The sequence below is a fragment of the Pseudomonas sp. Bout1 genome (genome assembly GCF_034314165.1).
GTDB lineage: Bacteria > Pseudomonadota > Gammaproteobacteria > Pseudomonadales > Pseudomonadaceae > Aquipseudomonas.
The window spans coordinates 6,660,291-6,680,759 of record NZ_JAVIWK010000001.1 but is presented as its reverse complement, the minus strand read 5'-3'; the positions used below and the strand labels follow the sequence as shown (position 1 = coordinate 6,680,759).

18 protein-coding genes are annotated in these 20,469 nt (G+C 59.4%); 15 read left to right on the top strand and 3 right to left on the bottom strand.

Going from position 1 to position 20,469, the window contains the following annotated elements; translation table 11 throughout:
• Positions 1-97 precede the first annotated feature (97 nt).
• The gene (locus tag RGV33_RS31010) at positions 98-571 is read left to right on the top strand and encodes an Lrp/AsnC family transcriptional regulator (protein ID WP_322148228.1); all 474 of its coding nucleotides are present in this window, start codon (positions 98-100) and stop codon (positions 569-571) included.
• A gap of 134 nt (positions 572-705) precedes the next feature.
• Here the strand turns inward: RGV33_RS31010 and RGV33_RS31005 are convergent, their stop codons facing one another.
• Positions 706-2,073 (bottom strand): inorganic triphosphatase, encoded by a 1,368-nt coding sequence (locus RGV33_RS31005; RefSeq protein ID WP_322148227.1) that lies wholly within the window; start codon positions 2,071-2,073, stop codon positions 706-708.
• A gap of 158 nt (positions 2,074-2,231) precedes the next feature.
• Here RGV33_RS31005 and argE point away from each other — a divergent pair, with 158 nt between their 5' ends.
• The 10 genes from argE to RGV33_RS30955 all read left to right on the top strand — a co-directional run bounded on the left by argE (position 2,232) and on the right by RGV33_RS30955 (position 12,679).
• A complete protein-coding gene (gene argE / locus RGV33_RS31000) occupies positions 2,232-3,380 on the top strand; it encodes an acetylornithine deacetylase (protein ID WP_322148226.1) in 1,149 nt (382 codons plus the stop codon).
• Positions 3,381-3,515: 135 nt separating this feature from the next.
• On the top strand, positions 3,516-4,814 hold the full coding sequence (gene argA / locus RGV33_RS30995) for an amino-acid N-acetyltransferase (RefSeq protein ID WP_003213914.1): 1,299 nt from the start codon (positions 3,516-3,518) through the stop codon (positions 4,812-4,814).
• A gap of 594 nt (positions 4,815-5,408) precedes the next feature.
• Positions 5,409-6,758, top strand: a complete 1,350-nt coding sequence (locus tag RGV33_RS30990) for an OprD family porin (RefSeq protein ID WP_322148225.1) — start codon at positions 5,409-5,411, stop codon at positions 6,756-6,758.
• A gap of 274 nt (positions 6,759-7,032) precedes the next feature.
• Entirely contained in the window at positions 7,033-7,671 is a 639-nt protein-coding gene (locus RGV33_RS30985) for a peroxiredoxin (RefSeq protein WP_010167863.1), read from the top strand.
• A gap of 317 nt (positions 7,672-7,988) precedes the next feature.
• The gene (gene ssuE, locus RGV33_RS30980; protein WP_322148223.1) at positions 7,989-8,582 is read left to right on the top strand and encodes an NADPH-dependent FMN reductase; all 594 of its coding nucleotides are present in this window, start codon (positions 7,989-7,991) and stop codon (positions 8,580-8,582) included.
• 108 nt (positions 8,583-8,690) lie between these two features.
• A complete protein-coding gene (locus tag RGV33_RS30975; protein WP_322148222.1) occupies positions 8,691-9,659 on the top strand; it encodes a sulfonate ABC transporter substrate-binding protein in 969 nt (322 codons plus the stop codon).
• A 25-nt stretch (positions 9,660-9,684) separates the two neighbouring features.
• Positions 9,685-10,833 (top strand): FMNH2-dependent alkanesulfonate monooxygenase, encoded by a 1,149-nt coding sequence (gene ssuD / locus RGV33_RS30970; RefSeq protein ID WP_076013060.1) that lies wholly within the window; start codon positions 9,685-9,687, stop codon positions 10,831-10,833.
• 9 nt (positions 10,834-10,842) lie between these two features.
• A complete protein-coding gene (gene ssuC, locus RGV33_RS30965; RefSeq protein WP_322148221.1) occupies positions 10,843-11,631 on the top strand; it encodes an aliphatic sulfonate ABC transporter permease SsuC in 789 nt (262 codons plus the stop codon).
• Positions 11,628-12,434, top strand: coding sequence for an aliphatic sulfonates ABC transporter ATP-binding protein (ssuB, locus tag RGV33_RS30960; RefSeq protein ID WP_322148220.1), 807 nt, complete (start codon positions 11,628-11,630; stop codon positions 12,432-12,434). Before ssuC ends, ssuB begins: the two co-directional genes overlap by 4 nt.
• Before the next feature lie 29 nt (positions 12,435-12,463).
• Positions 12,464-12,679 (top strand): TOBE domain-containing protein, encoded by a 216-nt coding sequence (locus tag RGV33_RS30955; RefSeq protein ID WP_003213899.1) that lies wholly within the window; start codon positions 12,464-12,466, stop codon positions 12,677-12,679.
• A gap of 117 nt (positions 12,680-12,796) precedes the next feature.
• Here RGV33_RS30955 and RGV33_RS30950 read toward each other — a convergent pair whose 3' ends face one another.
• Together RGV33_RS30950 and RGV33_RS30945 are read right to left on the bottom strand one after the other, a co-directional pair.
• Positions 12,797-13,438 carry a TetR/AcrR family transcriptional regulator gene (locus RGV33_RS30950; protein ID WP_322148216.1) on the bottom strand — a complete coding sequence of 214 codons (642 nt, stop codon included), beginning with the start codon at positions 13,436-13,438 and terminating at the stop codon, positions 12,797-12,799.
• Between the two features lie 427 nt (positions 13,439-13,865).
• Positions 13,866-15,242 carry a glutamine synthetase family protein gene (locus tag RGV33_RS30945; RefSeq protein ID WP_322148215.1) on the bottom strand — a complete coding sequence of 459 codons (1,377 nt, stop codon included), beginning with the start codon at positions 15,240-15,242 and terminating at the stop codon, positions 13,866-13,868.
• Positions 15,243-15,520: 278 nt separating this feature from the next.
• On the opposite strand from RGV33_RS30945, the gene RGV33_RS30940 reads away from it, so the two are divergent.
• The 4 genes from RGV33_RS30940 (at position 15,521) to RGV33_RS30925 (ending at position 20,435) form a co-directional block, all read left to right on the top strand.
• Positions 15,521-16,300 carry a gamma-glutamyl-gamma-aminobutyrate hydrolase family protein gene (locus RGV33_RS30940; protein WP_322148213.1) on the top strand — a complete coding sequence of 260 codons (780 nt, stop codon included), beginning with the start codon at positions 15,521-15,523 and terminating at the stop codon, positions 16,298-16,300.
• Positions 16,301-16,339: 39 nt separating this feature from the next.
• The gene (locus tag RGV33_RS30935) at positions 16,340-17,698 is read left to right on the top strand and encodes a glutamine synthetase family protein (RefSeq protein WP_322148212.1); all 1,359 of its coding nucleotides are present in this window, start codon (positions 16,340-16,342) and stop codon (positions 17,696-17,698) included.
• Positions 17,699-17,756: 58 nt separating this feature from the next.
• The gene (locus RGV33_RS30930; protein WP_322148211.1) at positions 17,757-19,121 is read left to right on the top strand and encodes an aspartate aminotransferase family protein; all 1,365 of its coding nucleotides are present in this window, start codon (positions 17,757-17,759) and stop codon (positions 19,119-19,121) included.
• Between the two features lie 219 nt (positions 19,122-19,340).
• The gene (locus tag RGV33_RS30925) at positions 19,341-20,435 is read left to right on the top strand and encodes a polyamine ABC transporter substrate-binding protein (RefSeq protein WP_322148770.1); all 1,095 of its coding nucleotides are present in this window, start codon (positions 19,341-19,343) and stop codon (positions 20,433-20,435) included.
• Positions 20,436-20,469: the final 34 nt, after the last annotated feature.

The following is a 20,469-nucleotide window of genomic DNA, read 5'->3' as shown; positions in this document are numbered from 1 at the left end:
TTTACATTCCACGCGGGAGATTTCTTATCTAAAAAAGCCCAAATGGACTTATAAGAGAATCACGCAATTCCAAAAAGCATCATTAGCAGGTATTTCTATGCACAGTGAGTTGGACATATACGACCGCCGCATCCTGGCGCTGTTGCAGGAAGACGCTTCGCTTTCCAGCGCGCAGATTGCCGAGCAGGTCGGCCTGTCGCAGTCGCCGTGCTGGCGCCGGATTCAGCGGCTGAAAGAGGAGGGTGTGATTCGCGGCCAGGTCACCCTGCTGGATCGCAAGAAAATCGGCCTCAACACGCAGATTTTTGCCGAGGTAAAACTTAACGCCCACGGCCGTTCCAACTTCACTGAATTCACCGAAGCGATTCGCGGCTTTCCAGAAGTGTTGGAGTGTTATGTGTTGATGGGAGCGGTGGATTTTTTGCTGCGGATTGTCACGTCGGACATTGAGGCGTATGAGCGGTTTTTCTTCGAAAAACTGTCGATGGTCCCGGGGATTCAGGAGGTCAACTCGATAGTGGCCTTGTCGCAGATCAAGTCCACCACGAGTTTGCCGGTGTTGCGCGGATAGTGGCCATAGCCTGATCTTAGTGGCGAGGGAGCTTGCTCCCGCTGGACCGGGCTGGCGCTCCAGTGCGCAGCGCTCCCAAGATTTTGGGGCCGCTACGCAGCCCAGCGGGAGCAAGCTCCCTCGCCACAACGGGGTTACAGGCGCAGCAGGGTTTTCCAGGCGCGATTCTGATACACCGCGATTGCCTGATGCATCCGCGCATCCAGTGACTCATCGGTGATCGGCTGGTTGGCCAGGTGCGCCAGTTTGTTCAGCTCGCCATACAGACGATCCAGCTCGGCGATATCCAGCACGTGGCGTGCATGGTGCAGCCAGGCCAGGATGCGTTCGATACGCGGCAGTTGCTCGGCCAAGTCTTCCGGCTGTTGCTGGTAGCGCGGCAGTTGCAGGGCTACGGCGTCGTCGGCCAGCAGGCGCGGCAGCCAGTTGGCGATTTGTGCAGCGCCCTGGCGGTTGCCACGCACGTTGCGATCCGCCGCCCAGGTGCGGGCCAGCAGCCAGCGGGAGGTGGTCAGGGAGAACAAACCCCAGCGCACGTCTTCGAGTTCTTCGGCGAACTGTTCGGGCGCGGCCTTGCGGATGTCTTCATCGTCGTCACCGGCCAGGACCAGCGGGCGCCAGTCTTCCAGCAAGGCGTCCAGTGCGGCGCGCAGTTCGCTGGTGGATTGGCGCGGAGCGGCCTGGCCGAGGCTGCCGAGCAGAGCGCGCAGTTCGCCAAGGTTTTCCACCCAGTCTTGCAACAGACGCCAGTGGCCATTGAAACGGTATTGCTCGGCCAGGCGCTGGCTGCTGCCCAAAAGGTGCCACATGACAGCGGCAAATGCGTCGTCCAGCGGCATTTCGGCGTGTAGCTCCGGCGCCGGCAGGCTCAGTGAGTAGCTGTTGGCGTCGAACAGGCGATAACCACGCTCGGCCTTGCTGATATCACATGGCATCAGCGCCAGGGTCGCGGCCAGTTCAGCAGCCAACTCCAGCAGGGCGGCCGGGTCGCCTTCGCGCAGTTCCAGTTCGAGCTCGCAGATTTCTTCTTTCTGCTTGCCCGCAACCACGTGGCCCAGGTCCAGGGCGGCTTCGATCACGACCTTGGTCTTGCCGCGGCCCCAGGCGATTTCGGCGCGTTCACGCACGAAATCGGTGGTGAAGATCGGCTTGAGGGTTTTTTTGTCCAGCTCGGCCAGTTGCTCGGGCCAACATTCGCCGTCGAGCTTCTTCACGTCGAGCTTGGCTTTGGCCAGGTCCCAGTTGTATTCATTGCGTTCCGACAAGCCGGCGACGCTCTGGCCACGGGTCTTGAGGGTCTGGATCACTTCGTCGCCGTCTTTGCGCAGGCGCAGCGCCACTTTGGCCTGGGCCAGGTCGCGCTCCGGGGTGTCGAAGTACTGGTTCATCAACTCACGGCGTTCCCAGCCACTTTTGTTGCGTTTTTTCAGTAACGGGTGCTCACGCAGCGCGGCGAGGGTTTCGCGGCTGACGCGGAGCTTGATTTCGGTTTCTTTCTGCATGGCCGGAAAATCCAGGATCGGGAGCGCAGCCGGGGAAATGTGTGGCTGCCAAGGTCGTGCAGTGTACAGGACTGAGCCCGGCAACGTGCCGCAACGGTTTATTGTGTCGTGCAGATGGCTCTATGATGGGGCTCGTCCGGGAAGTTGAGAGACCGCGCATGCCTTTACCGTCCATGAAAGAACAGTTCGCCGCGCTGATTGCCGCGCCTTCGGTCAGTTGCACCCAGGCCTCTCTCGACCAATCCAACCGCCCGGTGATCGACTTGCTGGCCACCTGGCTGGGAGACCTGGGCTTTGCCTGCGATATCCAGCAGGTCAGCCCCGGCAAATTCAACCTGTTGGCGAGTTTCGGCACCGGCCCTGGTGGCCTGGTGCTGGCGGGGCACAGTGACACCGTGCCGTATGACGGTGCGCTGTGGCAGACCGATCCGCTCAAGCTGACAGAAGTCGACGGTCGCTGGGTAGGGCTGGGCAGCTGTGACATGAAGGGCTTTTTTGCCCTGGTGATCGAAGCGGTCCAGCCGTTATTGGACCAACCCTTCAAGCAACCGCTGCTGATCCTCGCCACGTGCGACGAAGAAAGCTCCATGGCCGGTGCGCGTGCGCTGGCCGAGGCGGGCCGTCCTTTAGGTCGCGCGGCGGTGATCGGTGAACCCACTGGCCTCAAGCCCATCCGCCTGCACAAAGGCGTGATGATGGAGCGCATCGATATTCTCGGGCGCAGCGGCCATTCGTCGGATCCAAGCCTGGGCCACAGCGCCCTGGAAGCGATGCACGACGCCATCGGCGAGCTGCGGGGCCTGCGACTGGCCTGGCAACGCGAATACCGCAATCCACAGTTCAGCGTGCCGCAACCGACCATGAACTTCGGCTGCATTCACGGTGGCGATAACCCCAACCGCATCTGTGGCCAGTGCTCGCTGGAGTTCGACTTGCGGCCCTTGCCGGGCATGGATCCAGAGGTATTACGCGCTGCCATCCGGCAGAAGCTTGAACCCTTGGCCGAACGCCATCAGGTGAAGATCGACTACGCGCCGTTGTTCCCGGAAGTACCGCCGTTCGAGCAGGCCGAGGATGCCGAGTTGGTGCGGGTGGCTGAACGACTTACCGGTCATCGCGCCGAAGCAGTAGCGTTCGGCACCGAAGCGCCTTATCTTCAGCGCCTTGGTTGCGAAACCCTGGTACTTGGCCCCGGCGATATCGCCTGCGCCCACCAGCCCGGCGAGTACCTTGAAATGTCACGCTTGACGCCTACAGTGCGTCTATTGCGGGAACTGATTCAACATTACTGCTTGAAGCCTGCATAAATTAACCCCTGCCCATCCGTACATAGAAGGAGAGCGAGCGTGTCGCCAAGCCTGTTCCGACGATAACCAACAGCCCGCTGTGCGTTTTCACGATTCATCCTTTTTTGGCTGCTTTTTATTACAGGCCCAGGTTTTATGCCCGAATACGTCAATTGGCTTCGTCACGCTTCGCCTTACATCAATGCCCACCGCGATTGCACCTTCGTCGTCATGCTGCCCGGCGACGGTGTGGAGCATCCGAACTTCGGCAATATCGTCCACGACCTGGTGCTGCTCCACAGCCTGGGCGTGCGGCTGGTGCTGGTCCATGGTTCGCGCCCGCAAATCGAAACCCGCCTCGCCGCCCGCGGCCTGACCCCGGCTTACCACGAAGGCTTGCGCATCACCGATGCCGCGACGCTTGAGTGTGTGATCGACGCGGTGGGCCATCTGCGTATCGCCATCGAAGCGCGGCTGTCCATGGACATGGCGTCTTCGCCCATGCAGGGCTCGCGCCTGCGGGTGGCCAGCGGCAACCTGGTGACGGCGCGCCCGATCGGCGTGCTTGAAGGTGTCGACTATCACCACACTGGCGAAGTGCGCCGCGTCGACCGCAAGGGTATTAACCGCCTGCTGGACGAGCGCTCCATCGTGCTGCTGTCGCCGTTGGGTTACTCGCCCACCGGGGAAATCTTCAACCTCGCCTGCGAAGACGTCGCCACCCGCGCCGCCATCGACCTGGGTGCAGACAAGTTGCTGCTGTTCGGCGCTGACCTTGGCCTGATCGACGAACACGGCAGGCTGGTGCGTGAGCTGCGGCCGCAACAGGTGCCCGCGCACCTGCAACGCCTGGGCAACAACTACCAGGCCGAGCTGTTGGACGCGGCAGCCGAGGCTTGCCGTGGTGGTGTAGGGCGCAGCCATATTGTCAGTTATGCCGAAGATGGTGCCCTGCTCACCGAGCTGTTCACCCGGGACGGTGGCGGTACGCTGGTGGCCCAGGAACAGTTCGAATTGGTACGCGAAGCGGCGATTGAAGACGTCGGCGGCTTGCTGGACCTGATCAGCCCGCTGGAAGAACAGGGGATTCTGGTGCGTCGTTCCCGGGAAGTGCTGGAGCGGGAAATCGAGCAGTTCAGCGTGGTAGAGCGCGAGGGCATGATCATCGCCTGTGCGGCGCTGTATCAGATTGCCGACTCGGACGCAGGCGAGCTGGCGTGCCTGGCAGTGAACCCGGAGTACCGCCATGGCGGCCGTGGTGATGAGTTGCTGGAGCGCATCGAGACCCGTGCCCGGGCCCAGGGCTTGAAGACATTATTTGTACTGACCACCCGCACGGCGCACTGGTTTCGCGAGCGTGGTTTTGTGCCGAGTACCGTAGACCGCCTGCCATCGGCGCGGGCGTCGCTGTACAACTATCAGCGTAATTCGAAGATTTTCGAAAAGGCGTTGTAAGCCTGAAGGGGCGAGGGGGCAACCCTCTCGCCTGTCAATTTGGCGAGTCTGACGTCCGCCCCGGACGCGATGACTTTGAATGCCAGGTTTGCTGATTTGTCCATATAACTGACATCAAAATGACATTATCGCGCTGTACGGTGAGGTGGATTGCTGGGACGGCGAAAAATTTCATCGATACAAAAACTGTAACAAATTGACGGAATGATGTGCGTTTGGCCATGATGGCGTCGCGTTTTTGATCGTGAGTGACGTATGACCCATTTTGGTCAACACAAAATGATCTAAAAAAACGTAGAGACATACTCTTCAGGAACACCCTTATGGAGCGGTACCGCCTCAATGGCTTGGCCGCCCCATGGAAAGTCTTATTCCTGAATCGTATTAAAAAGAATGAAACAATTCTTTTTGGGTGTATGAAAAACTCATTACCCTGCAGGGACCAAATTAACTGCGGTTAGACGAAAGTAGTAGACACACAAGGTTACGATTGACTTGTCAGTCACTATCCGGTGCTAATCGCGCATCTGTGGATCAAGGGCGTCAGACCCGAGACCTAAGAAATACAAAAATTAGAAATGAGAGGAGCGGTACATGAAGAAGTCAACATTGGCGTTGGCCGTAGCTTTGGGGGCAATCGCTCAACAAGCAGGCGCCGCAGGTTTCATCGAAGACAGCAAGGCAACACTGGGTCTGCGTAACTTCTACATCAACACAGATAACCGTGATGGCCAGCCGAACGCAACTTCCAACACCCGTAGCAAAAATGCTGAATGGGGCCAAGGCTTCGATCTGCGTTTCATCTCGGGTTTCACCCAAGGTACTGTCCAGTTCGGCGTTGACGCCATTGGCCTGTACGGCGTGCGTCTGGATTCCAGCCGAGCAGACCATGGTAACTACACCGGTACTGCGTCCGGTGGCACCGTGTTCCCTAGCAATGGCGAAAAGGCGGTTAATGATTTCGCCAGCCTGGGCGTGACCGGCAAGGTCAAGATCTCCCAGACCGTGGCCAAATTGGGCACCCTGCAGCCAAACAACCCGGTGATCAAGACCAACGACGGTCGCCTGTTGCCTCAGACCTTCCAGGGCGGCGAGATCGTTTCTAACGAAATCAAAGACTTGACTCTGACTGCTGGCCAAATCGAGTCCGCCAAGGGCCGTAACTCCAGCAACAACGAAAACCTGTCGATTGCTGGTGCGAACAAAAGCTCCAACTATGACACCGGCAAATTCAGCAACAAGTTCTACTACGCCGGTGCTGACTACAAGATCACCAAGGATCTGACCGCTTCGTACTACTTTGGCGAGCTGAAAGACTTCTACTCCCAGAACTTCCTGGGCCTGGTACACAACTGGGCAATCGGCCCGGGCGTGCTGAAAAGTGACCTGCGTTACTATCGCAGCCGCGACAACGGCTCGAATGCCAACACCAGCGGCTACTACACCTCGGGTTACTACACCGACGGTGCCAAGCCTGCGACCAGCGGTAAGGTCGACAACGACCTGTACAGCTACCTGGCGCTGTACTCGGTTAACGGCCATACCTTTGGTGGCGGTTACCAGTACACCAAGGGCGACAGTGACTTCCCTTGGCTGAACCAAGGTGATGGTTCGTCGAACAGCACCACCACCGACATGCAGATCCAGAAGTTTGCCCGTGCTGGCGAACGTACCTGGCAAGCTCGCTACGCGTATGACTTCGCCAAGGTCGGCCTGCCAGGCCTGACCGCTGGTATTGTCTACCTCAAGGGCAGCAACATCCAGACTACCGCCGGCGACAAAACCGAGTGGGAGCGCGACCTGACACTGGCTTACGTTGTTCCAGAAGGCCCGCTGAAAAACCTCGGCGTTGCGTGGAAGAACGCAATGTGGCGCACCGACGTTGCAACCCGCGACCAGGACGAAAACCGTCTGATCGTCAGCTACTCGATCCCGCTGTTGTAAGAGCGTAAAACCTTGCCCGGCGCAACGCCGGGCAGGGTGCTTTACTTTTCAAGTCGGGCTCAACCCCCGCAAGCCCTTCCTGAATCCCCTCTTTGTACAGCGTCTCAAGGCCTTCTCGAACCTTGAAATGGATGTTGATCCTCGCCTGTCGGCAAGTCCAATGAACAGATTTTTAATATTCCTTTATCGTCTAGATAAATCGATATTTATTCTTTTTAAATAATCTGCAACGCAGGCACAGTGGGCTCCATAAGCACTCATCAGGAGCCACACCATGAGCCTCAGACTGGGCGACATCGCCCCCGACTTTGAACAGGATTCCAGCGCCGGCAAGATTCGTTTCCACGAGTGGCTGGGCGATAGCTGGGGCGTGCTGTTTTCCCACCCGGCGGACTTCACCCCGGTGTGCACCACAGAGCTGGGTTTTACCGCCAAGCTCAAGGATGAATTTGCCAAGCGTGGCGTCAAGGCCATCGCCCTGTCGGTCGACCCGGTGGACTCGCACCACAAGTGGATCGAAGACATCAACGAAACCCAGAACACCATCGTCAACTTCCCGATCCTGGCCGACGCAGACCGCAAGGTCTCCGACTTGTACGACCTGATCCACCCGAATGCCAGTGACACCCTCACCGTGCGTTCGCTGTTCGTGATCGACCCGAACAAAAAGATTCGCCTGACCATTACCTACCCGGCCAGCACCGGTCGCAACTTTCATGAAATCCTGCGGGTGATCGATTCGCTGCAACTGACCGACAGCCACAAAGTCGCGACTCCAGCCAACTGGCAGGACGGTGACGAGGTGGTGATCGTGCCGTCGCTCAAGGACGAGGAAGAGATCAAGAAGCGCTTTCCGAAGGGTTACCGGGCGGTGAAGCCGTACCTGCGGCTCACCCCTCAACCGAATCGTTAAGGCTGATATCGCCATCGCGGGCAAGCCCGCTCCCACAGTTGACCGCATTCCCCTGTGGGAGCCGGGCTTGCCCGCGATGGCGGCCTGACAGGCAACAAAGAATTCACGTGGCAAACCGTCTCACATAGCAGGGGTTTTAAGGCCGTTTCGACGGCCTTTTTTTACGCCTGCGATTTAGTCGGCAGTATATGCATTTAAAGAATAAACAAATGAAAAAATAAGATTTATAGATATATAAATTGGCTGATATGGTCTGTTCCATCTTGGCGCCATCGCCACAAAGCGAACCGCTGACACTTTCCAAAGGAATTTCCTACATGCTGGTCGTAACACTTGGTGGTAGCCCCAGCCAACGTTCCCGGTCGGGGGTGTTGCTGGATCACACCCGCAACTGGTTGCAGCAACAAGGCGTGGAAGTGGTGAGTTATCAGATACGGGACTTCCCGGCCGAAGACTTGCTGCACGCGCGGTTCGACAGCCCGAAGATTATCGACCTGCTGGAGCAAGTGGCGAATGCCGATGGCCTGGTGATCGCCACGCCGGTGTACAAGGCCTCGTTTTCCGGCGCCCTGAAAACCATCCTCGACCTGCTGCCCGAACGCGCCCTGGCCCACAAAGTGGTATTGCCGATGGCCACCGGCGGCAGCATCGCCCACATGCTGGCGGTGGATTACGCCCTGAAGCCGGTGCTGTCGGCCCTGAAAGCCCAGGAATTGCTCCACGGGATTTTTGCCGAAGACAGCCAGATTGCCTACGGCGAAGGCAGCGCCCAGGCGCAGCTGGTGCCCGTGCTGGAGCAACGCCTGAGCGAGGCCCTGGAGACGTTCTACAGCGCCATGGCCCGCCGCCCGAAACCTATTGATCCCCATGTGTTGAATGAACGTTTGTTGAGTGCTCGCTGGAGCATTTAAGCCTCACCCAGCTTTACCTGAATTCGACAAGTACTACTCACCTTACTCAGCCGCCAACGGCCAAGCAGGTGCAGCCAACCCCCTAATCGTATATTTGGAGAGAGCGCCATGCGCACTGTCATCTTGCGTCGTGGTCTGGTCGCACTGTTTGCTGCGGCTGTGTCCTTCGGCGCCATTGTTCAAGCCCAGGCCGCCGAAACCCTGCGGATCGGCTATCAGAAATACGGCACCCTGGTGCTGCTCAAGGCCAAGGGCTCGCTGGAAAAGCGCCTGGCCGAGCAAGGCGTGCAAGTGCAGTGGACCGAGTTTCCCGGCGGCCCGCAGCTGCTGGAAGGACTGAACGTCGGCTCCATCGACTTCGGCGTGACGGGTGAAACCCCGCCAGTCTTCGCCCAGGCTGCCGGTGCCGATTTGCTCTACGTCGCCTACGAGCCACCGGCGCCGACCAGTGAAGCAATCCTGGTGCCGAAAGATTCGCCGATCAAATCCGTGCAAGACCTTAAAGGCAAAAAAGTCGTCCTCAACAAAGGCTCCAACGTGCACTACCTGCTGGTGCGCGCCCTGGAAGATGCCGGCCTGAAATACACCGACGTGCAGACCGTGTTCCTGCCGCCCGCCGATGCCCGCGCCGCGTTCGAGCGTGGCAGCGTCGATGCCTGGGTGATCTGGGACCCGTACCAGGCCGCCGCCGAGAAACAGCTGCAAGCGCGCACCCTGCGTGACGGCACCGGCATCGCCGACAACCATCAGTTCTACCTGGCTACCAAGCCGTACGCCGAAAAACACCCTGAAGTGATCAAGGCATTGGTGGAAGAAGTGCGCGCCGTAGGCGAATGGTCCAAGGCCAATCCGGAACAAGTCACCGAACAGGTCGCACCGCTGCTGGGCCTGCCGGCTGACATCACCCTGACCTCGGTCAAGCGCCAGGGCTACGGCGCGTTGTTCCTGACCCCGGACGTGGTCGCCGCGCAACAGAAAATCGCCGACAGCTTCTACCAACTCAAATTGATCCCCAAGCCCTTGAACATCAAGGACGTGATCTGGACGCCACCCGCCGCCGTTGCCAAAGCGCCGTAATCCGACTTCTTCAGGAGACAACTCCATGAGCCTCAATATTTTCTGGTTTCTGCCTACCCACGGCGACGGCCATTACCTTGGCACCGCCGAAGGCGCTCGCGCCGTTGATCACGGTTATTTACAGCAAGTGGCCCAGGCGGCAGATCGCCTCGGCTTCGGTGGGGTGCTGATCCCCACCGGGCGCTCCTGCGAAGACTCTTGGCTGGTGGCGGCGTCGCTGATCCCGGTGACCCAACGCCTGAAATTCCTTGTTGCGCTGCGCCCCGGGATCATTTCCCCGACGGTGGCTGCGCGTCAGGCGGCAACCCTGGATCGTCTGTCCGGCGGCCGGGCGTTGTTTAACCTGGTCACCGGTGGTGACCCGGAAGAATTGGCCGGCGACGGTTTGTTCCTCAGCCATGAAGAGCGTTACCAGGCGTCGGTGGAATTCACTCGCATCTGGCGCCGCGTGCTGGAAGGCGAAACCGTCGACTATGACGGCCAGCACATCAGTGTCAAAGGCGCCAAGCTGCTCTACCCGCCGATCCAGCAGCCGCGTCCGCCACTGTATTTTGGTGGCTCCTCCGAAGCGGCCCAGGACCTGGCAGCCGAACAAGTGGAAATGGTTCTGACCTGGGGCGAGCCACCGGCAGCGGTGGCAGAAAAGATCGCACAGGTTCGGGCCAAGGCCGCCAAGCTCGGGCGCACCTTGCGCTTCGGCATTCGCCTGCATGTGATCGTGCGTGAAACCAACGCCGAAGCCTGGCAGGCCGCCGACAAACTGATCTCCCACGTAGACGATGAAACCATCGCCCGTGCCCAGGCCTCGCTGTCGCGCTTCGACTCCGTGGGCCAGCAACGCATGGCCGCCTTGCATGGCGGCAGCCGCGACAACCTGGAAGTCAGCCCCAACCTGTGGGCCGGCGTCGGCCTGGTACGCGGTGGTGCCGGCACTGCCCTGGTAGGCGATGGCCCAACCGTGGCTGCACGCGTCAAGGAATACGCTGACCTGGGTATCGACACCTTTATCTTCTCCGGTTACCCACACCTGGAAGAGTCGTATCGCGTGGCCGAGCTGCTGTTCCCGCACTTGGACATCGAACGTCCCGAGTTGCCCAAAGGCGCCGGTTACGTCAGCCCGTTTGGCGAGATGGTCGCCAACGACATCCTTCCCAAAGCTGCGTCCCAGAGCTGAGGCGTCGCCATGAACCTTGAAAAACTAAGTCATCGATTGGCGCCCTGGGTGCTGCCGATCCTGTTGCTGGCGGTATGGCAGCTGTCGGTGTCGGCCGGTTGGTTGTCGACGCGCATTCTGCCGGCGCCCAGCGCCGTGATCGAAGCAGGTGTGAGCCTGGTGCGCAGCGGCGAAATCTGGACCCACCTGGCGATCAGTGGCTGGCGTGCGGGCCTGGGTTTTGTGATCGGCGGCAGCATCGGCCTGGCCTTGGGCTTTATCACCGGCCTGTCGACCTGGGGTGAACGCCTGCTGGACAGCTCGGTGCAGATGATTCGCAACGTGCCGCACCTGGCGCTGATTCCGCTGGTGATCCTGTGGTTCGGCATCGACGAGACGGCGAAGATATTCCTGGTCGCCCTCGGTACGCTGTTCCCGATCTACCTCAATACCTACCACGGCATCCGCAACGTCGACCCGGCGCTGGTGGAAATGGCCCGCAGTTATGGCTTGTCCGGCTTCAGCCTGTTTCGCCAGGTGATTTTGCCGGGCGCCTTGCCGTCGATTCTTGTCGGCGTGCGTTTTGCGTTGGGCTTTATGTGGTTGACGTTGATCGTTGCGGAAACCATCTCCGCCAGTTCCGGCATCGGCTACCTGGCGATGAACGCCCGGGAATTCCTGCAGACCGACGTGGTGGTGCTGGCGATTGTGCTGTACGCCGTGCTCGGCAAACTGGCAGACCTGGCGGCGCGTGGCCTGGAGCGTGTGTGGTTGCGCTGGCACCCGGCCTATCAAGTGAATAAAGGAGGTGCGGCATGACCGCTCAACAACCTCCACACCTGCTGCGGGGCATTCCCCTGGCGGTACGCAAGTTGCGCAAGGCTTTCGGCGCGCGGGAAGTACTCAAGGGCATCGACCTGCACATTCCCGCCGGGCAATTCGTTGCGGTGGTAGGCCGTAGTGGCTGCGGCAAAAGCACCTTGCTGCGTCTGCTGGCGGGGCTGGATAAAGCCAGCGGCGGCGAATTGCTCGCCGGTTCCGCACCGTTGAGCGAGGCGATTGAAGACACGCGGTTGATGTTCCAGGAAGCGCGCTTGCTGCCGTGGAAAAAGATCATCGACAACGTGGGGCTGGGCCTGAAGGGCAACTGGCGCCCCAAAGCGTTGGAAGCGCTGGAAGCGGTCGGCCTGGCCGAGCGTGCCAACGAGTGGCCGGCGGCGTTGTCCGGTGGCCAGAAGCAGCGCGTGGCCCTGGCCCGTGCCTTGATTCACCAACCACGCCTGTTGCTGCTGGACGAGCCGCTGGGCGCGCTGGATGCCCTGACCCGGATCGAGATGCAGCAATTGATCGAGAGCCTCTGGCGCAAGCACGGCTTCACCGTGTTGCTGGTGACCCACGACGTCAGCGAAGCCGTGGCCATTGCCGACCGGGTGATCCTGATCGAAGACGGCGAAATCGGCCTCGACCTGCACGTGGAACTCGCCCGCCCGCGGGTGCGCGGCTCCCACCGCCTGGCGGCGCTGGAAACCGAAGTGCTTAACCGTGTGTTGTCGCTGCCCGGCACCCCGCCGGAACCCGAACCTGTTTCACCGCTGCCTACGCAATTGCGTTGGGCTCAATAACTCACTTGTCTTACACAGGAAGAACGACCATGACTATTAAAGCCATCAACGTGCGTAACCAGTTCAAAGGCACCATCAAGGAAATCGTCGAAGGCGACGTGCTCTCGGAAATCGACGTACAGACTGCGTCCGGCATCGTTACCTCGGTAATCACAACTCGCTCGGTGAAAGAGCTGGAGCTGGTGATCGGCAGCGAAGTGATTGCCTTTGTTAAATCCACCGAGGTGTCGATCGCCAAGTTGTGATTGGCGTTCTTGAAACCAGCATCGCGGGCAAGCCAGCTCCCACATTTTGATCTGTGAACGCAGTCAAATGTGGGAGCTGGCTTGCCTGCGATAAGGCCTTTGTGGGCAACACATCAATCAGGCAGTGACCACCCGCTTGGGCAAGAACGCCGGCAGATAAAGCCCCACATACGCATCAAACACCCGCATGCCTTCCTCGGCCATGCGCGGGATGATCTGCCCGTGCTGATGCACCGAGCGCGCGTAAACGCGGTCGCTCAGTTCCAGCGCCAGGGCAAACACGTCGACATCGGCGGGCAGGCTCGGCAGCTCGAAGTGCCGGTTGAACACTTCATACATCAGGTTTCCCAGCTCCAGGTCGTGCTGGCGGTCGGCCTGTGTCACTTCGGTCAACCCATGCTGGGCCAGGATCAATTGCCGGGCGGCGGCGTCGTCGCTGTAGATCGTGAGCATGCGCTGCTCTACCACGCCCGACAGGTCGCGCCAGTGCTTGAGTGACTCATGGTCGATGGGCGCTTGAATGGCCGCGCGAAACGCAGCATGGACGTCGGCGGTCAACGCTTCGAGCAACGCCGGCACGCTGGCGAAGAAGTGGTACACCGACGAAGGTGGAATCTGCGCTCGTTCGGCCACGCTGTAGATCGACAAGCTGGCCACGCCTTCGGCGGCCAGCAAGGTGCGGGCGGCGTCGAGAATCGCATCGATCCGGGCCTGGCTGCGGGCGCGGGGTTTGCGAGGGGCGGCGGGGCGGGTTGTCATGAAAGTCTCCTACAAGGCAGCAAGCATTGTACGCAGAGCGCGAACATGATCCATACCTGTGGAGCAGGGGTTTTGTGGCGAACCTGTCGAACAGAGGGGTGTGGTCAGCGGGGCTTTTGTGGTCAGCGGGCTTTGTGGTGAGTGGGCTTTTGGGATGAGTGGGCTTTTGAGATGAGTGGGCTTTTGGGATGAGTGGGGCTTTTGTGGTGAGCGGGCTTGCCCCGCGCTGGGCTGCGAAGCAGCCCCACGGGGATCACCGTTTTTTCAGATACAACGGGGTAGCAGGTTTCAGGGCTGCTGCGCAGCCCAGCGCGGGGCAAGCCCGCTCACCACAAAAGCCCCGCTCACCACAAAAGCCCGCTCACCACAAAAGCCCCGCTCACCACAAAAGCCCGCTCACCACAAAAATCCCGCTCACCACAACCGCTTACACGGTATGCAGGTACCAGTTGTACTCAAGGTCGGAGATGGAGTGTTCGAACTCTTCCAGCTCACTTTCCTTACAGGCGACGAAGATATCGATGTATTTAGGATCGATGTACCTGGCCATCACCTCGCTGTCGTCCAACTCGCGCAGTGCATCACGCAGGTTGTTCGGCAGGCTCTGTTCGTTCTGCTCGTAGCTGTTGCCTTCCACCGGTGCGCCAGGCTCGATCTTGTTGGTCAGGCCGTGATGCACGCCTGCCAATACCGAAGCCATCAGCAGGTAAGGGTTGGCATCGGCGCCGGCCACACGGTGTTCGATACGTACGGCGTCGGACGAGCCGGTCGGTACGCGAATCGCCACGGTGCGGTTGTCCAAACCCCAGCACGGCGAGTTCGGCACGTAGAACTGTGCGCCGAAACGACGGTAGGAGTTGACGTTAGGGCACAGGAACGCCATTTGGGCGGGTAGGGTCTCCAGCACACCGCCGATCGCGTGACGCAATGCGGCGTTCTGCTCGGGATCCTCGCTGGCAAAGATGTTCTTGCCGTCCTTGTCCAGGATCGAAATGTGCACGTGTAAGCCGTTGCCTGCCTGGCCCGGGTAGGGCTTGGCCATGAAGGTGGTGTCCATCTCATGGTCGTAGGCGATGTTCTTGATCAGGCGCTTGAGCAGTACCGCGTAGTCGCAGGCCTTTATCGGGTCGGCAACGTGGTGCAGGTTCACTTCGAACTGCGCCGGGGCACTTTCCTTGACGATGGCGTCGGCAGGGATGCCTTGCTCTTTTGCACCTTCCAGAATGTCCTGGAGGCAGTCGACGTATTCGTCGAGGTCGTCGATCAGGTAGACCTGTGTCGAGTGCGGGCGTTTGCCGGAGATCGGCGAGCGGGGCGGTTGTGGCCGGCCATTCACGTTCTCCTGGTCGATCAGGTAGAACTCAAGCTCGAATGCGGCGCAGATGGTCAGACCGAGGTCGTCAAATTTGCTTACAACTTGGCGGAGTACTTCGCGAGGATCGGCGAAGAAAGGTTCACCTTCGAGTTCGTGCATGGTCATCAGCAATTGCGCGGTTGGGCGCTTTTGCCAGGGTTCATTGCACAGGGTGTCGGGGATTGGATAACAGATTCGGTCAGCATCACCGATGTCCAGACCCAGGCCGGTGCTTTCCACCGTTGAGCCATTGATATCCAGGGCAAATAGAGAGGCAGGCAGGTTAATGCCCTTCTCGTAAACCTTGTGGAGGCTGGTGCGTTCGATGCGCTTGCCGCGCACCACACCATTCATATCCGCAATTAGAAGGTCTACGTACAGAACCTCAGGATGATCCTTAAGGAACGCGTTCGCTTCGTTAAGCTGAACGGCACGCGGGGGTACCGACATGATGCAACACCTTTGTTGTTAAAAATATCAATCATTGATCTCTTCGGGTTTCAGTCAACCCGAACGGCATGCCGAAGTCAAGCGAGGCCTTTTTTGCCCTAAAAAAGCGCCACGAGGGCTTTTTTGGGGCTTTTTGGGGCAATTTTTTGGGATTGGTGCTCTTGGAACCAGCACGTTTGAGCGGGCCGTGTTGTATTTTTTACGGGGGTGTTGTGTAAAAAAATGAACAAGGCTAAGCTCGATTCAAACCCATAACAGCAATAATACCGGGGTGCTTCATGTCTCGCCTGCCGTTAATCGGCGTCACCGCCTGCTCCAAACAGGTCGGTCTGCATGCTTATCACATCAGTGGCGACAAATACGTCCGTGCAGTGGCCACCGCTGCCAAGGGCTTGCCGTTGATTATTCCGTCCCTGGCGGATTTGCTCGACCCGGCCAATATTCTTGACGGCCTGGACGGCATTCTTTTTACCGGCTCACCTTCCAATATCGAACCCTTTCACTACGACGGCCCGGCCAGTACGCCCGGGACTGCTCATGATTCTGCACGCGACCAAACCACCCTGCCGTTGCTGCGCGCCGCCATTGCAGCCGGCGTTCCGGTGCTGGGGATTTGCCGTGGCTTTCAGGAAATGAACGTGGCGTTTGGCGGCAGCCTGCACCAGAAGGTTCACGAAGTGCCGGGCATGATGGATCACCGCGAAGACGACACCCAGCCGCTGGCAATCCAGTACGGCCCGGCCCATCCGGTCACCCTCTCCCCGAATGGGGTATTGGCAAGCCTGGGCTTGCCGCCGACGATCCAGGTCAACTCGATTCATTCACAGGGCATTGATCGCCTGGCGCCCGGCTTTCAGGTCGAGGCCACCGCGCCAGATGGCTTGATCGAAGGCTTTTCGGTACCCGCGGGCAAGGCTTTTGCTTTAGGAGTGCAATGGCACCCCGAATGGCAGGTAAGCTCTAACCCGCACTACCTCGCGATCTTCCAGGCATTTGGCAATGCCTGTCGAACGCGGGTGATGCAACGCGACGCGGATGCTGCGTCAACTTACGCCTGACCTTTAATGGATGTCAGGAAACACAGCCCAGAGGCATTTATGAGTAACAACCTCGACCAGCTCACCGATTGGTTGAAAGACCACAAGATCACAGAAGTCGAATGCATGATTGGCGACCTCACGGGCATCACCCGGGGCAAAATTTCGCCGACCAACAAGTTCATCGCCGAAAAAGGCATGCGCCTGCCCGAGAGCGTTCTGTTGCAGACCGTGACCGGCGACTATGTCGAAGACGACATCTATTACGAATTGCTCGACCCGGCCGACATCGACATGATCTGCCGCCCGGACGAGAACGCGGTATTCCTCGTGCCTTGGGCCATAGAGCCTACGGCCCAGGTGATCCACGACACCTACGACAAGCAAGGCAACCCGATCGAGCTGTCGCCGCGCAACGTGCTCAAGAAAGTCCTCAAGCTCTATGCCGATAAAGGCTGGCAGCCCATCGTGGCGCCGGAGATGGAGTTCTACCTGACCAAACGCTGCGAAGACCCGGACTTCCCGCTGCAACCGCCGATCGGCCGCTCCGGTCGCCCGGAAACCGGCCGCCAGTCTTTCTCTATCGAAGCGGCCAACGAGTTCGACCCGTTGTTCGAAGACGTCTACGACTGGTGCGAGCTGCAGGAACTGGACCTCGACACGCTGATCCACGAGGACGGCACGGCGCAGATGGAAATCAACTTCCGTCACGGCGACGCACTGTCCCTGGCCGACCAGATCCTGGTGTTCAAGCGCACCATGCGCGAAGCGGCGCTCAAGCACAACGTGGCGGCCACCTTCATGGCCAAGCCCATGACCGGCGAGCCCGGCAGCGCGATGCACCTGCACCAGAGCATCATCGACATCGCCACTGGCAAGAACGTGTTCTCCAATGAAGACGGGACCAAGAGCGAGCTGTTCCTGCACCACATCGGTGGCCTGCAGAAATTCATCCCCGAGCTGTTGCCGCTGTTCGCGCCTAACGTCAACTCGTTCCGCCGCTTCCTGCCTGACACTTCGGCGCCGGTAAACGTGGAGTGGGGCGAAGAAAACCGCACCGTTGGCCTGCGGGTTCCGGACGCCGGCCCACAGAACCGCCGGGTGGAAAACCGCCTGCCGGGCGCCGACGCCAACCCGTACCTGGCAATTGCCGCCAGTTTGTTGTGTGGCTACATCGGCATGGTCGAAGGCATCAGCCCAAGCGCGCCAGTGGTGGGGCGTGGTTACGAGCGCCGCAACCTGCGCTTGCCGCTGACCATCGAAGACGCCCTGGAGCGCATGGAAAACAGCAAGACCATCGAGAAATACCTGGGTCAAAAATTCATCACAGGCTACGTCGCGGTCAAGCGGGCCGAGCATGAAAACTTCAAGCGCGTGATCAGTTCGTGGGAGCGGGAATTCCTGCTCTTCGCCGTCTGATGCGCCGGGCGCGCCCTTCAAACGGCGCGTCCTCACCTGAAACATCTAGGAGATTGGTATGTCCAGCAACAACCCGCAAACCCGTGAATGGCAAGCCTTGAGCAGCGATCACCACCTGGCGCCGTTCAGCGACTTCAAGCAATTGAAAGAGAAAGGCCCACGGATCATCACCAAAGCCCACGGCGTTTACCTGTGGGACAGCGAAGGCAACAAGATTCTCGACGGCATGGCCGGCCTGTGGTGCGTGGCGATCGGTTACGGTCGCGATGAACTGGCTGACGCCGCCGCCAAGCAGATGAAAGAACTGCCTTACTACAACCTGTTCTTCCAGACCGCCCACCCACCGGTGCTGGAACTGGCCAAAGCCATCTCCGATATCGCCCCGCAAGGCATGAACCACGTGTTCTTCACCGGCTCCGGCTCTGAAGGCAACGACACCATGCTGCGTATGGTCCGCCACTACTGGGCGATCAAAGGCCAGCCGAACAAGAAAACCATCATCAGCCGCAAGAACGGCTACCACGGTTCAACCGTGGCCGGCGCCAGCCTGGGCGGCATGACCTACATGCATGAACAGGGCGACTTGCCGATCCCGGGCATCGTCCACATCGCTCAACCGTATTGGTTCGGCGAGGGCGGCGACATGAGCCCGGAAGAATTCGGCGTGTGGGCGGCCAACCAGCTGGAAGCGAAGATTCTGGAACTGGGCGTGGACAACGTCGGTGCCTTTATTGCCGAGCCGATCCAGGGTGCCGGTGGCGTGATCGTGCCGCCCGCCAGTTACTGGCCGCGCATTAAGGAAATCCTCGCCAAGTACGACATCCTGTTCGTCGCCGATGAAGTGATCTGCGGTTTTGGCCGTACCGGCGAATGGTTCGGCAGCGATTTCTACGACCTCAAGCCCGACATGATGACCATCGCCAAGGGCCTGACCTCCGGCTACATCCCGATGGGCGGCCTGATCGTGCGCGACGAAGTGGTTGCGGTGCTCAACGAAGGCGGCGATTTCAACCACGGTTTCACCTATTCCGGCCACCCGGTGGCGGCTGCGGTAGCCCTGGAAAACATCCGCATCATGCGCGATGAACAAATTATTAAGCGTGTTCACGACGAAACGGCACCCTATTTGCAAAAGCGTCTGAGGGAACTGGCAGATCACCCGTTGGTGGGCGAAGTTCGCGGTGTGGGCATGCTCGGTGCGATCGAGCTGGTTCAGGACAAGGCAACGCGCAAGCGTTACGAAGGCCGTGGCGCCGGCATGATCTGCCGCACGTTCTGCTTCGAGAATGGCCTGATCATGCGCGCCGTGGGCGACACCATGATCATTTCGCCGCCGCTGGTGATCAGCAAGGCCGAGATTGACGAGTTGGTGACCAAGGCGCGGCACTGCCTGGACCTGACTTTGGCGGCTTTGCAGGGCTAAATGCTAGGCTCAGAACGCGGCGCCTTCGGGTGCTGCGTCTGAGAAGTGATTAAAAGGCATTTATAAAAGAGTGCTTTGGTTGAAAGCCGGCCCTTGAACTTGCCAGACTGTCGCCCTGTTTTGTTGCCCTTAGACGGGCTGCGAAACACGTTGTACTTAAAGAACGAACGTGGCCCAAAAAAGAAAAAATTGGAGCATGACCGAATGAAGGCATTAGGTTTGAAGAACGCTGGCAAGACCCTCCTGGCCTTGTCCCTGATGGGGGCCATGGCAGGCGCGGCGCACGCCGACGATAAAGTGCTGCACGTTTATAACTGGTCCGACTACATCGCACCGGACACCATCGCGAACTTTGAAAAAGAGTCCGGGATCAAGGTGGTCTATGACGTATTCGACTCCAACGAAACCCTGGAAGCCAAGTTGCTGGCAGGCAAGTCCGGCTACGACATCGTCGTGCCGTCGAACAACTTCCTCGCCAAGCAGATCAAGGCCGGTGTTTACCAGGAGCTGGACAAGTCCAAACTGTCGAACTACGACAACCTGAACAAATCCCTGCTTAAAGCCGTGTCCATCAGCGACCCGGACAACAAGCACGCCTTCCCGTACATGTGGGGCTCGATTGGTATCGGCTACAACCCCGAGAAGGTCAAGGCCGCACTGGGCATCGACAAGATCGACTCGTGGGATGTCATCCTCAAGCCGGAAAACCTCGCCAAGCTGAAAAGCTGCGGCGTGAGCTTCCTCGATTCGCCAACCGAAATGCTGCCGGTGGCGCTGCACTACCTGGGCCTGCCGACCGACACCCAGAAGAAAGAGGACCTCAAGCAAGCCGAGGCGCTGTTCCTCAAACTGCGTCCTTCGATCGGTTACTTCCACTCCTCCAAGTACATTTCCGACCTGGCCAACGGCAACATCTGCGTAGCCGTGGGTTACTCGGGTGACGTGCAACAGGCCAAGTCCCGCGCGGCTGAAGCCGGTGGCAAGGTCAAGGTTGCCTACGACATTCCCAAAGAAGGTGCCGGCAGCTTCTATGACATGGTCGCCATCCCTAAAGATGCCGAAAACGTCGACGCCGCCTACAAATTCATGAACTACCTGCTCAAGCCGGAAGTCATGGCCAGCATTACCAACAGCGTACGTTTCCCGAACGGTAACGAGAAGGCCACCGCGCTGGTCGACAAAGACATCACCAGCGACCCAGGCATTTATCCGCCAGCGGACGTGCAAGCCAAGTTGTATGCCATTGCTGACTTGCCGGCGGCTACCCAGCGGGAAATGACCCGCAGCTGGACCAAGATCAAATCGGGCAAGTAAGCCGCTTTGATACCTGTTTTGCTAACTGCCGCGA

Coding starts and splice junctions, on each gene's coding strand:
- RGV33_RS31010 (WP_322148228.1), top strand. CDS start 98: ATGCACAGTGAGTTGGACATATACGACCGCCGCATCCTGGCGCTGTTG.
- RGV33_RS31005 (WP_322148227.1), bottom strand. CDS start 2,073: ATGCAGAAAGAAACCGAAATCAAGCTCCGCGTCAGCCGCGAAACCCTC.
- argE (WP_322148226.1), top strand. CDS start 2,232: ATGCCTTTACCGTCCATGAAAGAACAGTTCGCCGCGCTGATTGCCGCG.
- argA (WP_003213914.1), top strand. CDS start 3,516: ATGCCCGAATACGTCAATTGGCTTCGTCACGCTTCGCCTTACATCAAT.
- RGV33_RS30990 (WP_322148225.1), top strand. CDS start 5,409: ATGAAGAAGTCAACATTGGCGTTGGCCGTAGCTTTGGGGGCAATCGCT.
- RGV33_RS30985 (WP_010167863.1), top strand. CDS start 7,033: ATGAGCCTCAGACTGGGCGACATCGCCCCCGACTTTGAACAGGATTCC.
- ssuE (WP_322148223.1), top strand. CDS start 7,989: ATGCTGGTCGTAACACTTGGTGGTAGCCCCAGCCAACGTTCCCGGTCG.
- RGV33_RS30975 (WP_322148222.1), top strand. CDS start 8,691: ATGCGCACTGTCATCTTGCGTCGTGGTCTGGTCGCACTGTTTGCTGCG.
- ssuD (WP_076013060.1), top strand. CDS start 9,685: ATGAGCCTCAATATTTTCTGGTTTCTGCCTACCCACGGCGACGGCCAT.
- ssuC (WP_322148221.1), top strand. CDS start 10,843: ATGAACCTTGAAAAACTAAGTCATCGATTGGCGCCCTGGGTGCTGCCG.
- ssuB (WP_322148220.1), top strand. CDS start 11,628: ATGACCGCTCAACAACCTCCACACCTGCTGCGGGGCATTCCCCTGGCG.
- RGV33_RS30955 (WP_003213899.1), top strand. CDS start 12,464: ATGACTATTAAAGCCATCAACGTGCGTAACCAGTTCAAAGGCACCATC.
- RGV33_RS30950 (WP_322148216.1), bottom strand. CDS start 13,438: ATGACAACCCGCCCCGCCGCCCCTCGCAAACCCCGCGCCCGCAGCCAG.
- RGV33_RS30945 (WP_322148215.1), bottom strand. CDS start 15,242: ATGTCGGTACCCCCGCGTGCCGTTCAGCTTAACGAAGCGAACGCGTTC.
- RGV33_RS30940 (WP_322148213.1), top strand. CDS start 15,521: ATGTCTCGCCTGCCGTTAATCGGCGTCACCGCCTGCTCCAAACAGGTC.
- RGV33_RS30935 (WP_322148212.1), top strand. CDS start 16,340: ATGAGTAACAACCTCGACCAGCTCACCGATTGGTTGAAAGACCACAAG.
- RGV33_RS30930 (WP_322148211.1), top strand. CDS start 17,757: ATGTCCAGCAACAACCCGCAAACCCGTGAATGGCAAGCCTTGAGCAGC.